Below are 15,840 nucleotides of genomic sequence, written 5' to 3' on the forward strand. Positions count from 1 at the left end.
ATCTACATGAATCATCTAAAGGTGGGATATCATGCTAAAATCGTTCGCATTAACAATGCTGTTAACTTCATTTATTGTCCTTACGGCGTGTGGTGATACAACCTCACCAACTGATAAATCAACGAATTCGACCAATACAACTCAGAATTCAGTACCTGATACATCTAAACATTCTGAGAATGAAACGGAGCCATCAACTCATTTTAAACCTGGTATTAATATTGATTTTAACAAGGCTGAATCTTCCCTGACAGAAGACGAATCCCCTCTTCTAGATGTACTTAAATTGAACTTAAAAGGACTTGTTGAGCATGACCATCATCTGTACCGATCCGGATTCGTCACCGAGAAATTGGCTGATGCTATGGAGGGGTATTATAATGAGGATTTCCAATATAAGTTTTCAACAATTGAAAGCATTGAAAAATTTGTATCAACCTATAAACAAGTGCATGTTTTTGTTCTTGGGGAACGTTTAGATTCCAGTACAGATACGATTGAAGCAGTTAAAATGATGTACGCATTCCGGAAGAATAATGAAGGTGTGTGGTCCATCTACACCATTGATTGATTTGATTCATTGATTGATGAATTCCGCTAAACGAGCAGCGCTCTTCCAGGCCGCTGAGGGAACGAAATCCAGAAAAACAACGATATAGGAGCTCAGTCTTTTAATAGAAATCCCATGGCTATGCGTTCTTTATCTGCAATCTCGAGCAAAAGCTCGGAAACCTGATTCAACTCCTGGTAGTTTCCCGTTCTTCCCGCAAGATCGATCATAGAAGAAACGTGAACCCACATTGGAGCGATTGCAGTAAACAACAAGTATGCCTGTTCAACTTTGGGGTCACCCGACAGCTCCACGCATTCTTTTAAAAAATCCCGATACAGATTGCGAAACAAAGCGCCGCCGGTTCCCGCTCTTTCCATTAGTAAAGCAGTCAAGCATAGATCGTGCTCCACATTTTTACTGCGGGAAGGCCAATTCAGGATTTCCTTGCTCATTTTTACAATGCCTTTATTCCCCATATTGCTAATGGGCGGGTTCAAGTAGTCATGTGCATTTTGGGCTAAAGATAATCGTATAGCGGGCATAAGCGGCGGACGGGTGTCGAGCGGTTCGATCGTAAAGGAACGATTCCTGGAGCTCATGGGCCCCTTAGCGTTTCTGGCCATAGCCAAATGGTCCAAACTTGTCTTCACAAGTCCTCCCTGTTGTCTGGTATCCGCCATGTAGGCGTATTCTTCATCCATGCCGTATATTACAGCATAATGGGCGGCAAAGTGTACTTTGTTCGTGAAATAATCCAAGTAATAGGAATCTAATTTAAGCCCTACCGGAATTCCGTGTTCGATGAAGCTCTGTACGTTCTGCCACGCTTTTTTTATGGACGAAGTCTCCTGCGCTTTTATGGTGAAATTGAGTCGGGATGCTATGCAAGCAGTCAATTCATCCGGCTTAACCCTTCCCCCAATAAAAGGGAAATCCATCCCCTTTGAATCCCAATATATGAATCCCAGCCCTTGCCCAAGTCCGAATAACATCGGCTCGGATATGCGGACGCCCGCAAATTGAAGTAAATTGCCCATGGTTGTCGTCTCGCAATGTTCCCCTTCAAAAGGAATGAACTCCTCAATTATTTTAGACATGTCCCTTCGCCTCCTCCATCAATTCACTGATTATTTTCGAAACGAATACCTGCTCACTCTCGATAAGATGGATCGGATGAAGGAAAAGCACTCTTACGTGCAGCGGCAACCGAGTGGAGCCTTGTGATTCGTACTTCTGTTTTATATTTTTTAAAGCCTCTTCGAGATAATCAAGCCGCTTCTGCAAAGCTTCGATGGCTGCATTCCTCTATATTTGGAGGACAAAACATAAACAGCCGATCACAATAACCGGCTGCTTTCTTCGTTTCACAATGCTAACGTTTCCCGTTAGTTTAGGCAAGGATTTCCGATTTGACATCATTTTGACTTAAAAATTCCATTAAATCATTACTCAGCTGCACAATCTCATTGTTAGCATGATTCGCATAATCCGGCAACATCATATCCCTAACCATTTTAGTTCGTAGCCATGTCATAAAGAATAGATCCAAGAATACGTTTGGACATTGAAGCACCATTTTAAGTATTGGTGGATCAATTGAAACGCCAGCTTTTTGTATTGCCCTTAGATACGCTTTTAAAGTGACTGTTATTTTGCGTGCCGTCTTTCTGGTTCTAACTGTTTTTTTGTTAATGATCTTATTCTCAGAATACAAAGTGCCCATCATGGCAATGTCTGATACGGAATGTGTGATTAGATACGCTTGCATATCCTTTTTAATAACGTAGGGAAGCTTTGCTGCTTCAAAACATTTTGCGAGGTTTTTTATGCGTTCTGTCACTACACCATTCATTTCTCCAAATGCAGTTGCCACTATAATCCTTGGTAGAAATCGAGCATGCAATACTCCATCTTTAATCTGTCCGCCGAAGCCGGGAAAAGCTGGTAAAAGTCTATCCCCTACGATGTCCAGCCACGAAGAGAATCCAATTGAATTATTAGTCATCGTAACTATATTTTTGCTTTGATTATCTTTTAGCGCTAACAACGCTGATTCGGCCCGATCATAACGAACGGTAACGAAAATAAAATCGTATACATCGTCGTTTTCGAGCGTATCAATGACATTCACTTGGATCGATTTAACCGTCTCTTTTTCCTTATATTGCAGGCCATTTTCTCTTAATGATTTAAATCTATTAGAACGTGCAAACAGGGTAACGTCAAACCCTGCTTCAATGAGCTTAATTGCGTACATGCTCCCGATAACACCTGCACCAAAAATTAAAATTCGATCTTGTTTTGCTGACATTAAAACCACCCCTACTTATGAACATTTCCTTTTGATTATCAGACAACATGTTGTATGATGTGATTGTAAGACGTTATGATTTCTTGATCAACCATCAGTTTTTTATGATTTGTCGGATGATATTCTTATTCGCTAGTAGGAGGGAAACATGAATAAGCAACCCCAAATAACGGAGAAAACAAGACAAAAGTTTATAGAAGTTTTTTGTGAGTTATATAGCCAAAAGCCGATTGAGAAAATTTCGGTTCAGGAAATTGCGAATAAGTCCGGATATAACCGCAGCACCTTTTATCAATACTTTACTGACATTTACGAATTGTTAGACTCTGTTGAGAATGAGTTATTGAATGACATTAAAAAAGAATTGGCGAATAAAGAGATATCGATGCATACGGTTCAAGATACGCTCTATTGTCTGGATAAAAGAGAACATCTCCTGGTTCTTAATGCCCTCTTAGGCGATTATGGAAGTGCCCGTTTTTTAAAACGCTTAAAAAAAGAAATCACTTTGGATCAATTAGAATTAAACATTCCGCAAAACCATTCCTTAACGCCATACTTCATTGAGTTTTACCTGACAACTTCCCTTTCTTTATTTCGTCTTTGGCTCCAGCGTCAAAAGGATTTATCGTCAGAAGAATTTTTCAAGTTAGTGGAGAACCTATATTCAAAAGGGATTACGCCCTATTTTAAAGAATGAGTCTGTCCTTCAAACCAAATCCATATGTGGTATAACCATAAAAAAGCGCGCATCAGCTTGTTTACACAGATACCCCATAAAGACAGTAGCACCTGGTGATTCTGCGCCGGCGCTTTCAGAAAGAGCTAGCCGCAAGCGAACGCGAGTTCCTCCTCATAAAAACACACCACCTCCCTCTTGAGAATTAACTTCATTATTAAGGCAAAAAAAGACAAAAAGAGCCCGCTATGTGCAGGCTCCTCCATTTAAAACCATTTTCAGTTTATCCATTTAAGTGCTGATGTGAATTAATGTGGCGCCATAATGGCCCCCATTACCCCGACCAATGCGAACAGAGCGACCTCCTTCTGAGTGAAATGGAACGGCGGACTTGTCAATACCAACGGAACTGTAGTCCAAAACAAACTGAATGCTCCGAATACACAGGCATGATAAATTGCCCTCCGGCGCAATGCCGGTGTCGCGTTCAGCAGATGCAGCATGGAGTGCAGCAGCGCCGGGTAAGTTGTAACGGTCGAAGGCTTCCTTGAGGGTAGCGCCTTTGCCAATACAAGAGCCAGCGCGAAAATCAATGCCGCGGAGATGAAATATATGGCGCGCCAGCCCATATACTCCGCCACCAAGCTTGAAACGGGACGCGCGAGCATAATCCCCAGAAGCAGCCCGCTCATAACGTTGCCCACATTGCGACCACGCACGGCTTCAGGCGAGAGATGAGCCGCATACGGCACAAGGATTTGTGCTGCTACGGAACCTACTCCGATCACGAGTGAAGCGGTGAGGAACAGGATGGCGCTTTTGATTACAGCGACTATTGCCAAAACGGCGGCTGTAAGAAGCAACGATGAAAGGATCAACTTACGATTTTTCAGGATGTCTCCGAGCGGTACGATAAATAACAAGCCGATCCCCCGGTTTCCATCTTGGGAGAATGATATGCATGAAGCTGCTGAATTTGCTTCAAAACCCGAATCCGTGCTTAATTCAGCAGCTTCATAGCTTGTAAAACTCCTGTGCATTGGCTCCAAATAAACGCTCAATTTGAGGTTTGCCCCACTCCTCGGGAATTGAGCATTTCAGGAGATCAACAACTTCCGAATAATCCGCGGCAAGCAGGCATACCGGCCAGTCGCTGCCAAACATGACCCGTTCAGGTCCAAACAGTTCTATAGCCGTTCGGATATAGGGGGGAAAATCATCCGGGCTCCAAGCCGCATGATCGCCTTCCGTTACCAGTCCGGATAATTTGCAATACATTCCGGGATGTTGGGCAAATTCGCTCATATACGATTTCCAAGGCTCGAATGTCTTCTGTTTAATCTGAGGTTTGGCAAGATGGTCAATGACCCCCCGCAAATTCGGGATTTCCCTGAGCAGCTCAGCCACAAAAGCCATTTGTTCCGATACGAGCAGCAAGTCCACCGGTACTTCCTCATCGGCATAGCTGCGGAGCGCTTTGACAAAGGCCGGTTCCAGAATGCGGGAGGCATCCGGCATGTCCTGGATCATAATCCGGAAGCCCTTAAATTTGGGGCTGCGCCGAAATTGATCATAATGCTGCCTGTGATCCGCATCCAAGAGATCGAGCCAGCCTACCACACCGGCAACCGATGGCGTCTGGTCGGCAATACTGAGAAGGAAACGGGTCTCCTCGATTGTGGGAGCCGCCTGGACAAGGATGCTTGCATCCAGTTCATGTTTCACCAAATATGGTTCCAAATCGGCCGGCATAAAATCGCGATACAGTTCAGGCAGCCCGGGGGTAATCCAGCCGTAGTCATTCCGATCGATCTTCCAGTAATGCTGATGAGCGTCAACACGCATCCAGCTGCACCTCCTTTGCATCATCGTTTCAAAATTCATCTTTCGGTTTCTTGAACATTGTATACGAAGCGATTCTGAATCGTTTAAACCGTGCAGAACGAGCTGAATAAGATCTTTACCGGTTAGTGCTTCAGGATCAATGCTGCTATTGCTCTTCTTGGCGAGTAAAGGTGTAGGATTGCCCTGCGGTTCCTTCAAAGGTCACGGGTCGTAAACCGGGGGCTTCCAAACGGCAAGGACCGGAAACGGTGCACTCCACCACAGCGGTTGATATTTGACCTGAATCCCACGCAAAATCAAGCGTAAAACCTCCCCGGGCTCTCAGTCCTTTAACGGTTCCATGACTCCACTCCTCAGGCAAAGCCGGCAGCAGCCGGAGGATTCCGCCGTGGCTTTGCAATAACATTTCGGTTATGCCCGCCGTTCCGCCAAAATTGCCGTCAATTTGGAAGGGCGGATGATTATCAAACAGATTAGGCAGTGTCGAATGTGCCAAGAGCGCTTTTACGTTATCGTAAGTTTGTGTCCCGTCCTGAAGTCTGGCCCAGAAATTGATAATCCAGGCCCGGCTCCATCCGGTATGTCCGCCGCCGTTCGACAATCTGCGCTCCAACGTGATCCGGGCCGCTTTAGCCAGTTCGGGCGTACGTTCCACGCTGAAGCTTTCTCCCGGGTAAAGGGCAAACAAATGCGAGATGTGACGATGACCCGGTTCTAGCTCCTCATAATCGTTCATCCACTCCTGGATTTGGCCATAACGGCCAATTTGCGGCTGTGGAAGGCGTTCCAGAGCCGCTGCCAGTTCCTTCCGGAATGCCGCATCCATCCCGATGATTTCCGAGCTTGCGATGCAGGCCTTAAACAAAGCATCGATAATCTGAAAATCCATGGACGCCCCGGCACATAATACTCCTGTCTCACCGTTAGCGAGCATGTAGCTATTCTCAGGGGAAACAGACGGACAGGTAACAAGGCGTCCCTCTTCATCTTCAATCAAGTAATCCAGCAGAAATAATGCCGCCTCTTTCATCGTCTCATAAGCTCGGGCAAGAAAGTGCCGGTCCTGAGTATACTCGTAATGCTCCCACAAATGCAGGCAAAGCCAAGCCGCGCCCATCGGCCAGAAAGAAGCCGGCAGGTAGGTATCCTGGGGTGCTGTATCCCCCCAGATATCGGTATTATGATGAGCGGTGAATCCCCTGCAGCCATACATTACCTTCGCCGTTGTCCGTCCGGGCTCGCGCATGCGTTCTATTAAATCGAACAGCGGTTCATGGCATTCGGATAGATTACCATTTTCTGCAAGCCAGTAGTTCATTTGCGCATTGATATTAATGGTGTATTTACTATCCCAAGCCGGAAGAAAACTATCGTTCCAGATCCCCTGCAGATTTGCCGGCAAGGAACCCGGCCTGCTGGAGGAGATGAGCAGGTATCGGCCATATTGGAAATAAGTTGAGATTAAACCGTGGTCGTCCTCCCCTTCACGTATCCTGGCAAGCCGCTCGTCGGTCGGAAGCAAACTTAAATCAGCCCGCTCCGGAAGGGTCAGCTCCACCCTTGCATACAAGGCACGGTAATCGGCGGTATGCCGTTCCAGCAAATCGGAATAAGTCATTTTACTTATCGAGTCCAGCCTCCGTTTGGCCTCCAGCTCCGGATCAGGATGCCGGAAAGTCGTTCCGGCGGCAAGCATCAACGTTACCGAGTCGGCATCATTCACCAGCAAATATTCACCCACGGTCCGGCACTTGCCTTCCTCCGTGACAGCTTTTAGTACAGCATTAAACGTGCTGCCTCCTTTCCCACCGCATTCTCCGCGCATAACGAGTCCGCTCTGCTCCCATTTCTCGTTCTTTTCCAGGTAACGCCAGTTGTTTCTGTTAAACCGGGCTTTCAAGGAGATGGCATTCTTGTGATCTGCAGAGATTCGCATTATGATTGCCTGATCCGGGTAGCTAGCAAATATCTCTCTCGTATAACGGATATCCCCGATTTTATATCGGATCCGGGATACTCCATTGTCGAGGTCAAGCTCCCTCATATAGTCCTCCGCCGGCAAATCATGATTAGCGAACGACAGGAGCAGGTCGCCAAGCGGCAGATAATGCCGCTGGGATTCGGGAAGTCCGGCCATCGCCATTCCCGCAAGCTCTTCCGCCTCACGAAGTTTTCCATCCAGAATCAACTTGCGTATCTGAGGCAAGTGGACCAGTGCATCTTCATTGTTGCGATCACGAGGTCCTCCGTACCATATAGAGTCCTCGTTCAGCGACAGTTTCTCCTCAGCTGTTCTTCCGAAGATCATGGCTCCCAATCTTCCGTTACCAACCGGGAGCGCTTCGTTCCATACGACTGCCGGCTCACGATACCATAATCGCCGGCCCGAATCTAAGCTCGCCATGATTTCCCTCCCCCTTTATAAGTTCATTAATATAGAAACTGCGTTTCAACTGTACCCATGAATCTACCTTGAATTTTTTCGCAGACCACAGAGATTCTTTATATTTCATTATTCCGGTAGGCCCCTGGAGTAGTACCCGTGTATTTCTTGAATACCTTCGAGAAATAATGTTTGCTGTCGTATCCGACCTGCTGGCCAATCGCGCTGACAGAAAGCTCGCTGTTGGACAGCAGCAGCTCCTGGGCCGCCTGGATTCGTAACATATTGAGGTAATTGATGAAGGTATGCCCGGTTTCTTTCTTAAACAAACTGCTGATATAGTTGGGATGAAGATTCATTCGCTCGGCAAGGTCGTCCAATGAAAGATCTTTGCGGAAATGAATTTGGATATACGTGAGGATCCGCTTGGCACGACAGGAATAATCCGCATCGGATTCGTTTGGCAGTTCTTCTCTTATACGCCCAAGCAGACCAGCGATTTCGCCTTTGTCTATCGGCTTTAGCAGATAGTCCACCACGCCAGTTCGAAGCGCTCTGCGCACATATTCAAATTCATCATAACCTGTCAGAATAATGAAACGGTCGCACCATCCGCCGAGTTTGATTTCCTCAATCAGCTCAAAGCCGTTTTTCTCCGGCATATTCAGATCTGTAATGGTTACATCGGGCATATAGTCCTTCATCAGGTCAAGCGCATCATAAGCATTTGTTGCCTTACGGACCTCGGTTCCCAAGGGAGCGACTTCCTGCACAATTTTAACCAGCCCGCTTAAGATTAGCGGCTCATCGTCAACTGTCAATACCTTCATCCCGGCTCCCCTCCCCTTTCGTTATGCTAAAACTACGGCTTTAACCTTTGATCCTGTATATGAATAAAGTTCGATAGGGACGCTGATATCCCTATCGAACTTCTTCATTTATTTAACAAACAAATCCTTCTTCTTCTGATAAACCTCGTTTGCCCAATCCACAAGACGCTGCAGACCCATGTTCTCGGCATTGTTGATCATGGCTTCATAATTGGCCACGGCTTCTTCTTCCGATTGGGCCAGATATATTTTTACTTTTTCATTTTTAATCATTTCGTCGATTTTTGTTTTCATCGTCTTCTCCTCGGAATCAGGCTGCGTTTGAATCAATCCTATTTCCGGTTTATAGACGGTTACAGCTTTTCTCTCCATCAAAGCCTGCGTCTTCTGGGTTCCCGGAACATAACCCTGCAGCCCTTCCATGACTCCGTCGTTGTACAAATACCACCACTTAATCCCGTTGTTGTTAATGAAATCGGCATCGGAAGGAGAGTATTTCAAATCCGGATATCCCTTGTCATTCCATGTCCAATGCTCGCCTTCGACGCCAAACATGGTTAGTTTTTTGCCTTCGTCGCTGGCCAGGTATTGGAGGAACTTAATCGATGCCTCCGGATCCTTGTTTTTTTTCGTAATAAACGTACCCGCAAAGCCTAGTCCGGTGCTTACGATCTTGGTATTTTCGGACAAGGCGCTCGGCAGCATTTTGAACGTGTAAGGTTTTCCGTCGCTTTTGGCTTTAATGTTATCCGTGTCTGCCACAGCGACAGTATGACTGTGAGCAAATGCTTTACCGCTTAATGCGTACTGATCGTCAATCTGATCGTTGGTGTAAGCATAGTTTTCGCCCAGAATATATCCACTGCGATAAAGGCTATTCATAAACTTGAAGTACTCCAGCATCTCAGGCTGTCTAATGGCATAATCGATTTTTCCGTCACGTTCGTACCAGCCATCGATGAGCGCCTCTAAACCGAACTGCTGCATAAAATACTGCTCGATCCAGTCTTTATCCATGATCAAAGGAATCATATCCGGGTATTTCTCTTTAACCCTGCCCAATACCTTGACGAAATCATCGACCGATTGAATGGGCGGATTGCCTAATTCCTTCAGGATATCCTCCCTTACGGCTATACCGGGATTTCCATCGCTGCCGATCGCGTATTTATTTTTACTCATTTCCTCCTGGGTCGCAAAAGAGTTCCGGACGGTATAGAAATTGCCGTCATCCATCGTATGGATCGCTTTTCTCGTATCGTCTATTTTAAAGTCAGGCGCATACTTCTCGATCAGCTCGTTCCAGGGATAAGACAGCTTGGAATCGGACATGCGGTCAATATTGGCATAGGTGAACACCAGATCCGGCAGGTCACCGGAAGAAATCATTAAGGGAAGCTGTTTATCGTCCGTAGCCACTGTTACTTTGAGCTTCACGCCCGTTTTTTCCGTAATCTTCTCGGCGACCGGCCCTTTCCATTCTTTAACCGGATACCAGGAGGCGTCGATGAATAAGGAGAGTTCCTTGACTTCCCCGTTATCCGCCGAGGACTGACTCTCAGTCTCCGCCCCTGCGCTCTGGCCAGGATTGTTATTGCCGCTGCCGCAGGCAGACAATAACACGGTTAGCATAACTATGCTAAGTGACAAAAGCAGTGCTTTCTTCCCCTTTTTCTTTTTCATAAAACCCCTCCAGCATCGATTTTTTGATATTAAAGCAGTGCTTTAATATTAGGTTGGTGATGAACAGGACCATATTAAATCGCTTACAAGAACAAAGTGACGATTCCGCCATTTAGCATGTCTTTATGCGGCCGGTTCTGTTATGTCTTAAGTTTAATCTGCGGTGGAGGAGTCCGGTAAGCCAACATCCTTAAGAAAGCGTTGTCATTTTTTAAGGAGTTTCAATTGGAATTACGATTCTCCCAGCTTTTTAGGTACAACAAGGGTAAGACAGGTTCCGCTGCCCTGAACGCTATCCAGGATCAAGTCAGAGCCCTCTCCATAAAACGACTTTATCCTTTCACTGACGTTGTATAGGCCTACGCCTCCTTCCATCTCATCGATCTGATGCAAAGATTCGCTCGCACCGGATAATCTTGAACGAAGGGCCTGCAGTTTGTCTTCGGGTATTCCCATTCCGCTGTCTGAAATACGGATGCGCATTTCTTCTGCATCCTCCGTTGCCTGCAGTTTGATATGAACCGGCCTCAAGGTCGAGGAAGCCCCGTGGACGATACTGTTTTCGACCAAAGGCTGAAGGATAAAGCGCGGACAAGGAACATGCTCCGTATCCATATGAATGTCAATTTCAATGGAAAGCCTGTCCTGCAGCCGCATCTTATGAATATTGAGATAGAAGATCACGGTTTCGATTTCGCGGGCAAGAACGGTATGATCCTCTTTGGATGACAGGCTGTAACGCATCAGCTTCCCGAACCAATAAGAAATGTCGGCCACTTCTTTATCATGGTTTGATTCGGCAAGCATTCGGATTGTCTCCAGCGTGTTATAGAGAAAATGCGGTTTAATTTGTGCCTGCAGCACTTTATACGCAGCCTCTTTATTCCTCAGTTCGGCACGGTGTACGTTGTTGATCAATTCGTCCATACGCTGAATCATAGCATTATAAGTGCTGGTCAAAAAACCGATTTCATCCTGCCGGCCCAGTTTATCATGTTTGCTGATGTACTGCTTCATGTTGTTATCATTCAAATGGCGCATATGCCGGGCCAGCCGGAGAATACGTTTTGCCAGTGTTGAGGCAAGAGCATAGTAGGCAAAGGACATGGACAGCAAAAGGATAACGATCGTTGAAATCATAATGATTCCTTTTCGTTTAACCGAATGAAACACCTCATCCACGCTGCCGATAACGACGATCCGTGCGCCGAGCTCCTCGACGTCCAGCTGGTTTACAATCGTGTTTCGGTTAATGAAATAGGTTTTCTCCTCTTGGTCGTCACTCAGCTGTTTCCTTGTAACTTCATCCACTTGGATACCGGTCTCTTTAATAGCCTCCCGCACTCCCAGCTTCGGCAGCAGAAGGGCATTCCAGTTATCACCGCTCCCCGTCGCCTTGTAAAATCTGCTTATAAGACCACTATTGATCCGGAGCTCAAGAAGGCCGATAATTTCGGTGAAATCCGTGTTGTAAAGATTCTGATAGAACACGAGGGGCGGCGGAGACGCTCCATAATCGGACATAATCCACACTCCATGGCCCGGCTTCAGCCCGCTTGCCATCTTTTTTACCTCTGGCGAGAGGGTTGAAATATCCAGAAAGCGGTCGGAGATCGGCAAAGTCTGCGGTTTCGTTTTATAGATTTTAAACGACTCGATTTCATTATTGTTAAACAGGGAATGGGAGATAATCGGACTAATGTAACGGTTGTAGGCATAAATGCTTTCCGAATCCGAAGTGTATAGCCCTCCCAAATAATCCGTTACATAAGGGTTATATTGCAGATAACGTTGGATCGAACTGATCCGGACAAGATCCGCCTTCATGTTTGAGTAGGCTTGTTCCAGGATTTTCTGCCGACTTTCGACTAACTGCTGGGTAAGATTCCCATAGATTTGCACGTAGTAGTAATAACCGAACGTCACGACCGGTATAAAAATTAAAATGACGTATCCCCAAATGATTTTTCTGACGATGCTCATGGTTCGAGACCCCCTGCGCCGCATAGTTCTCTTTAAAATACCATAAGCCAAGAGGGTTCAATACTCGTTTTCGGAATCAGCCTTTAACGGAACCGAGCATGATGCCATGCACAAAATACTTCTGCAGGAAAGGATACACGCAAATAATCGGCACAATGGAAACGACCATCGAGGTAACCTGCAGCGAAAAGCTTGTGACCCCCGAAGCGGGACGATTGGCGACAGCGAGTGAATCCATCGGCGCATTGCTCTGGTTGATGACTTCCATCATGCGAAAAGTAAGTGTGCGAAGGCTGTCTGACTGTACGAAATAAGCGGAATCCAGCCAGGAGTTCCATTGTCCCACACCCATAAACAGGGCCATCGTAGCCAGCAGCGGCGTTGAAACCGGCAAAATGATCTTGAAAAAGATGACAAGTTCACCTGCCCCGTCCATGTGAGCGGACTCTTTGAGTTCGCCCGGTATTTCGCGGAAAAAGGAAATGGCGATCAGCAGAAAAAAGGTGTTAAGCATAGAAGGAACAATATAAACGGCAAACGAATTCAGCAAGCCGATCGAACGAAGAACGACGTAATAGGGAATCAGACCGCCGGAAAAGTACATGGCAAAAATGATGATGGTAAAATACGTTTTGCTGAACATAAGGCCCCGGTGCGAAAGCGCGTAAGCGACCAGGCTTGTCAACAGGAGACCAAGCAGGGTTCCCAATACGGTCCGTGCGACCGTTACCAGGAAAGCGCTTAGCCACTTCGTATCTCCGAGGAACATTTTATAGTTCTCCAATGTGACGCTTCTCGGCCAAAGGTAAACGCCTCCCAGCAGCGTGTCGGTGCCTTTGTTGAAAGAGGCAATCAGAACATAATAGAACGGATATAACATGGTAAGCATGATGATAAATAAGGCAGCATAAATGAAACTGTCAAAGAGTATATCTTTTTGCTTCTGAGTCTTTAGCATGCCTGCGCCCCCTTTCTAGAATAAACTTGAACCCGACACCCGTTTGGCGATGTAATTGCTGCTAAATATCAGGATTACGGAGATCACGGACTGAATGAAATCAATAGCCGCCGCATAAGAGAAACGTCCGTCACTTAAGCCGACTTTAAAAGCATAGGTTTGAACGATCTCCGAGGTGGGGTTGTTGATGCTGTTCCCGAACAAATAGGCCTGCTCAAAATTGGAACCGACCAGTCCACCGCCAAGTATGCTTCCGATCGTCAGAACGAGGACAACAACAATTGTCCCTTTCATTCCCGGTAAGGTGATGTGGCGGATCCTTGCCAGTCTCCCCGCCCCATCTATCTCGGCAGCCTCATAAAGCGACGGGTTGATCCCGGTAATGGCCGCCAGGAAAATGATGGTCCACCAGCCCATCTCCTTCCAGATGGCACTGCCCACGGCAAATCCCCAGAAGTAGTTGGGACTCGTTAAAATATTTAACGGCTTGTCGATTAGGCCGGATTCCATCAAAGCTCTGTTGACCATGCCTACATCTGCTGACAGGAAAGCGTAAGAGACACCCACCACCACAACCCATGAAATAAAATGAGGCAGGTAACTGATCGTCTGAACGAAACGTTTGAAGCCCATGTTTTTCACTTCGTTCAGCATGATTGCAAAAAGGATCGGCGCCGGAAAAGCAAAAATGACCTTCAAGAAGCTTAATACCAGCGTATTTCGAACAATATTCCCAAACTGATAATCATGAATAAATTCATTGAAGTATTTGAATCCGACCCACTCGCTTGTGAAAATCCCTTTGATCCCGTCCGAAATTCTGTAATCCTTAAAAGCCATCAGGATACCGAACATCGGCGTATAGGAGAATATCAGCAGGAATATCATGCCGAGTCCGACAAAAAGATGCAGCACCTTTTGTTTTTTGAAACGCTTCCATAAAGACGTACGCCTTCCTGCTTTAGAAGCGGGAAGGGTTGGGAATTGTGTATTTATCTCCATATGCGCTCCTCCTTTTAATTCTAGTCTATCCCGGAGGATGCAGCTGAAGTAAGTCCACATTCTTAAGAAAGCGTTATCAAAATTTAAGAAAGGCTGCTCACTCTTAGACAACATCTGTCCATGTTCAAGCAACGTCAAGCTATGGCTGAATACGCATTTATCGTTTAAGTTCATTGTAGCTATTTTGAAAACAGGATTAGAAAGGAAGCGAGATGATGAGCAACCATTCGTTAACAGGATTCGCCCCTGCGCTGGGCTGGAATTCATGGAATACCTTCACATGGGATATCAATGAGCAATTAATCCGGGACGTCGCTGACGTATTTGTGTCGGAGGGTTACCTGGCAGCAGGATACGAATACATCGTCATCGACGATTGTTGGAGCTTGAAGGAGCGGGATGCTGACGGCAGCTTGGTCGCTGATCCCGAGAAATTCCCGAGTGGAATGAAGGCGCTTGCAGATTATATCCATGATAAAGGCCTGAAGTTCGGCATGTATTCCTGTGTCGGTACACATACTTGTGCGGGTTATCCAGGCAGCTTCGAGCATGAATTTCAGGATGCAGCGCTGTTTGCCGAGTGGGGTGTGGATTACTTAAAATATGACTACTGTTTCAAGCCGCGTCATATCTCTGGCGAACTGTTGTACAAGCGTATGAGCCTTGCGCTCAAAAACTGCGGACGGGATATCCTGTTCTCTGCCTGCAACTGGGGTGAGGACAACGTATATGACTGGATTCGTGAATCAGGGGCTCATATGTATCGCTCCACCGGCGACATTCGCGACAACTGGGAATCGGTCAAGGAGCTGGCTCTTTCTCAGCTCGGCAAACAAAGCTACACCGGCTCCTTCTGCCATAATGACATGGACATGCTCATCGTTGGCATGTACGGAGGAAGCAATAACGACTTTATCGGAACGATTGGCGGCTGTAACGATATTGAATACAAAACCCACTTCTCTCTCTGGTCCATGATGGGTTCGCCGCTCATGATTGGATGCGATGTACGCAAAGCCAATCAGGCCACCAAGGATATATTGTTGAATCCGGACCTGCTTGCCATCAACCAGGACGCGGAGGCACGCGGAGCTTATCGCATCAAACCCGAGCCGCAGTGGTTCCACACAGACGATGTATTCATGCTGGTGAAGGTGCTGACAGACGGAGATCTCGCCATCGGCTTCTTTAACCTGAGCGACAGTCAGCGCGAGCTGTCCCTTCAATTCTGGGATATGGGGCTGCCTTACGCCGCCGGTTATGCCCTGTCACTCTACGATTGCTGGGAGCACAAGGAGCTGGGTATATTCCGCGAGCGTTATGCACCCGTTGTCGGGGCCCATGATTGTCTCGTCGTCCGGGCCAAATTGGTGAAGTAAATGGCTCAAAGCCGCCTATGCACCTCCTGTTCCGTTCCCCTCTCCTCGGACGATGTCGGCATCTATATCAAACTGGTCTCGCGAGCAGCCCAGCAATTTCTCTGCATTGATTGTCTCGGCGTGAAGCTGAACTGTGGACGGGAACCGATCGAGAAGCTGATTCGTTATTTCCGGGAATCGGGGAACTGCGCTCTCTTTCGTTAACGTAAATACGGCTAACCATTATTCTGTGCT

At 46.7% G+C, this 15,840-nt stretch carries 13 protein-coding genes and 2 pseudogenes; 4 read left to right on the forward strand and 11 right to left on the reverse strand.

What is annotated here, in order from left to right; all coding sequences use genetic code 11:
• The first annotated feature begins 31 nt into the window (after nt 1-31).
• Entirely contained in the window at nt 32-571 is a 540-nt protein-coding gene (locus tag MKY59_RS16230) for a hypothetical protein (protein ID WP_339272345.1), read from the forward strand.
• 92 nt (nt 572-663) lie between these two features.
• Here MKY59_RS16230 and MKY59_RS16235 read toward each other — a convergent pair whose 3' ends face one another.
• From MKY59_RS16235 to MKY59_RS16245, 3 genes and pseudogenes are all read right to left on the reverse strand, one after another.
• Nucleotides 664-1,650 carry a BtrH N-terminal domain-containing protein gene (locus tag MKY59_RS16235; protein ID WP_339272347.1) on the reverse strand — a complete coding sequence of 329 codons (987 nt, stop codon included), beginning with the start codon at nt 1,648-1,650 and terminating at the stop codon, nt 664-666.
• Nucleotides 1,643-1,849: pseudogene (locus tag MKY59_RS16240) on the reverse strand (PadR family transcriptional regulator); the annotation flags it as partial. The gene MKY59_RS16235 and the pseudogene MKY59_RS16240, both read right to left, overlap by 8 nt.
• Before the next feature lie 94 nt (nt 1,850-1,943).
• Nucleotides 1,944-2,864, reverse strand: a complete 921-nt coding sequence (locus MKY59_RS16245) for a 2-dehydropantoate 2-reductase N-terminal domain-containing protein (protein WP_339272348.1) — start codon at nt 2,862-2,864, stop codon at nt 1,944-1,946.
• A gap of 148 nt (nt 2,865-3,012) precedes the next feature.
• Here MKY59_RS16245 and MKY59_RS16250 point away from each other — a divergent pair, with 148 nt between their 5' ends.
• Nucleotides 3,013-3,564, forward strand: coding sequence for a TetR/AcrR family transcriptional regulator (locus MKY59_RS16250; RefSeq protein WP_339272350.1), 552 nt, complete (start codon nt 3,013-3,015; stop codon nt 3,562-3,564).
• 293 nt (nt 3,565-3,857) lie between these two features.
• Here the strand turns inward: MKY59_RS16250 and MKY59_RS16255 are convergent.
• The 8 genes and pseudogenes from MKY59_RS16255 to MKY59_RS16290 form a co-directional block, all read right to left on the reverse strand.
• A pseudogene (locus MKY59_RS16255) lies at nt 3,858-4,523 on the reverse strand (MFS transporter); the annotation flags it as partial.
• A gap of 34 nt (nt 4,524-4,557) precedes the next feature.
• Nucleotides 4,558-5,388 carry an amidohydrolase family protein gene (locus tag MKY59_RS16260; protein WP_339272352.1) on the reverse strand — a complete coding sequence of 277 codons (831 nt, stop codon included), beginning with the start codon at nt 5,386-5,388 and terminating at the stop codon, nt 4,558-4,560.
• A gap of 145 nt (nt 5,389-5,533) precedes the next feature.
• A complete protein-coding gene (locus tag MKY59_RS16265; protein WP_339272354.1) occupies nt 5,534-7,792 on the reverse strand; it encodes a glycoside hydrolase family 95 protein in 2,259 nt (752 codons plus the stop codon).
• A gap of 98 nt (nt 7,793-7,890) precedes the next feature.
• Nucleotides 7,891-8,601 (reverse strand): helix-turn-helix domain-containing protein, encoded by a 711-nt coding sequence (locus MKY59_RS16270; protein ID WP_236412693.1) that lies wholly within the window; start codon nt 8,599-8,601, stop codon nt 7,891-7,893.
• Between the two features lie 108 nt (nt 8,602-8,709).
• Entirely contained in the window at nt 8,710-10,284 is a 1,575-nt protein-coding gene (locus MKY59_RS16275) for an extracellular solute-binding protein (RefSeq protein ID WP_339272357.1), read from the reverse strand.
• A 231-nt stretch (nt 10,285-10,515) separates the two neighbouring features.
• Nucleotides 10,516-12,267, reverse strand: coding sequence for a sensor histidine kinase (locus MKY59_RS16280; protein ID WP_339272359.1), 1,752 nt, complete (start codon nt 12,265-12,267; stop codon nt 10,516-10,518).
• A gap of 76 nt (nt 12,268-12,343) precedes the next feature.
• On the reverse strand, nt 12,344-13,225 hold the full coding sequence (locus tag MKY59_RS16285) for a carbohydrate ABC transporter permease (protein ID WP_339272361.1): 882 nt from the start codon (nt 13,223-13,225) through the stop codon (nt 12,344-12,346).
• 15 nt (nt 13,226-13,240) lie between these two features.
• Nucleotides 13,241-14,227: an ABC transporter permease subunit gene (locus MKY59_RS16290; protein WP_339278411.1), complete on the reverse strand. Its 987-nt coding sequence runs from the start codon at nt 14,225-14,227 to the stop codon at nt 13,241-13,243.
• A gap of 215 nt (nt 14,228-14,442) precedes the next feature.
• Between MKY59_RS16290 and MKY59_RS16295 the strand changes: the two genes are divergently transcribed.
• Together MKY59_RS16295 and MKY59_RS16300 are read left to right on the forward strand one after the other, a co-directional pair.
• Entirely contained in the window at nt 14,443-15,606 is a 1,164-nt protein-coding gene (locus MKY59_RS16295) for a glycoside hydrolase family 27 protein (protein ID WP_339272363.1), read from the forward strand.
• Nucleotides 15,607-15,810, forward strand: coding sequence for a hypothetical protein (locus MKY59_RS16300; protein ID WP_236412685.1), 204 nt, complete (start codon nt 15,607-15,609; stop codon nt 15,808-15,810). It abuts the gene before it with no gap.
• The last annotated feature ends 30 nt before the right edge of the window (nt 15,811-15,840 follow it).

This window comes from Paenibacillus sp. FSL W8-0426 (assembly GCF_037969725.1).
Lineage (GTDB): Bacteria > Bacillota > Bacilli > Paenibacillales > Paenibacillaceae > Paenibacillus > Paenibacillus hubeiensis.